The organism is Kitasatospora sp. NPDC002522 (assembly GCF_053595195.1).
Map to the genome: position 1 here is coordinate 1 of NZ_JBSFXE010000124.1, position 1294 is coordinate 1294.

Here is a 1294-nt window from a genome sequence, read left to right on the forward strand (position 1 = left end):
CCGGATGTGGGGGAGTGGGCACGTCTGCCCGGCCCCGGGGCGCGACGCCGGAGCGGCGCGATGTGGACCCGGCACACCGCGAGCTGCCCCGAAGGCTACGATTGGCCTATACCACTTGACAAGAGTCGTCACAGCGGCGGCAGTTGGCGATTGGCGGCATCCGGCCAGAGCTACTGGCCGGTCTACGCCACTGAGCTGGCGGTTCGTCAGTTTTCGGTCAGCGAGAGGTCCGTGAAACGGACCAGGGGAATCGTCGATCCGACAGACTCCCGCCGTACGTCCGCAAGCGGGGGCCGGGTACGCCCGGCGCGCGGACACTCGGTGTGCGGACGGCCGTTGCGTGGACGGCCGTTGTGCGGGGGCAGCCGGGTGCGGGGGCGGTGGGCGTTCGTCGGGGTCGGGTGCTGCCGTTCGGGGGAGGCGCCGCCGCGTGTCGTCGCGCGGTGCCGGGTGGGCGGCCGTGCGATCGGCCTACCGTCCGATCTAGTCCCCGCTCCGCCACGCCCTCGTCCTCGCCGCCGGCCTCACGGCCCTCCCGCTGCTCGCTCCGGCCGCGTCGGCGGGCGCGGTCGTCCCGGCCGGCGGGAAGCGCGCGGGGATCGGCAACCCGGTCGCGGGCAACCGGGGCTTCGGCACCATCGTCGAACAGGACGCGGTGCTCGGCAGCGGCGAGACCGAGGGCGCCGTCGCCCTCGGCGGCGACCTCACCTTCGGCCCCGGCTACCACGTCGGCCTGCACGCGGCGGGCGGCTTCACCGTTCCCGGCGACGACCGCCCCACCGCGCTCCTGGTCGGCGGCCGGGTCGACTTCGCCGGCAGCAGCCGCAACGGCGTGCTCACGGTGCTCGGCGACCGGTACCTGAAGATCGGCGACCCCACCGGAGCGCCGGTCCTCGACACCGACGCCAACCACGCCCAGGTCACCACGCAGGTGGTCGCCGCCGACGCGGGCCACAACAGCGTCCCGCGGATCGAACTGACGGTGCGCCAGCCCCCGGCCTCGGTAGCCCCGGCAACCGGACTGATCGACTTCACTGCGCTGTTCGCCACCTACCGGCAACGGGCCACCGCCCTGGCGGCCTGCCCCGAGAACCTCACCCTCACCGACGCGGCGGGGCAGCCGCTGCCCGCCGACGTCCCGGCGGGCAGCACGGGCTTCCTCACCCTCGACCCGAGCCGCACCAACGTGCTGCACCTGACCGGCGCGGCACTCAACCGCCTCGCCGGACTGAACGTCCGCACCGCGCCGACGCAGAGCGGACCGCTGCTCGTCGTGGTCGACACCGCAGATCGG

Annotated in this window: 1 protein-coding gene; it reads left to right on the top strand. The window is 74.3% G+C overall.

The window, feature by feature from the left end; all coding sequences use genetic code 11:
* Positions 1-598: 598 nt before the first annotated feature.
* A partial coding sequence (locus ACWD4U_RS34785) for a collagen-binding domain-containing protein (protein WP_449787419.1) occupies positions 599-1294 on the top strand: 696 nt, incomplete at its 3' end.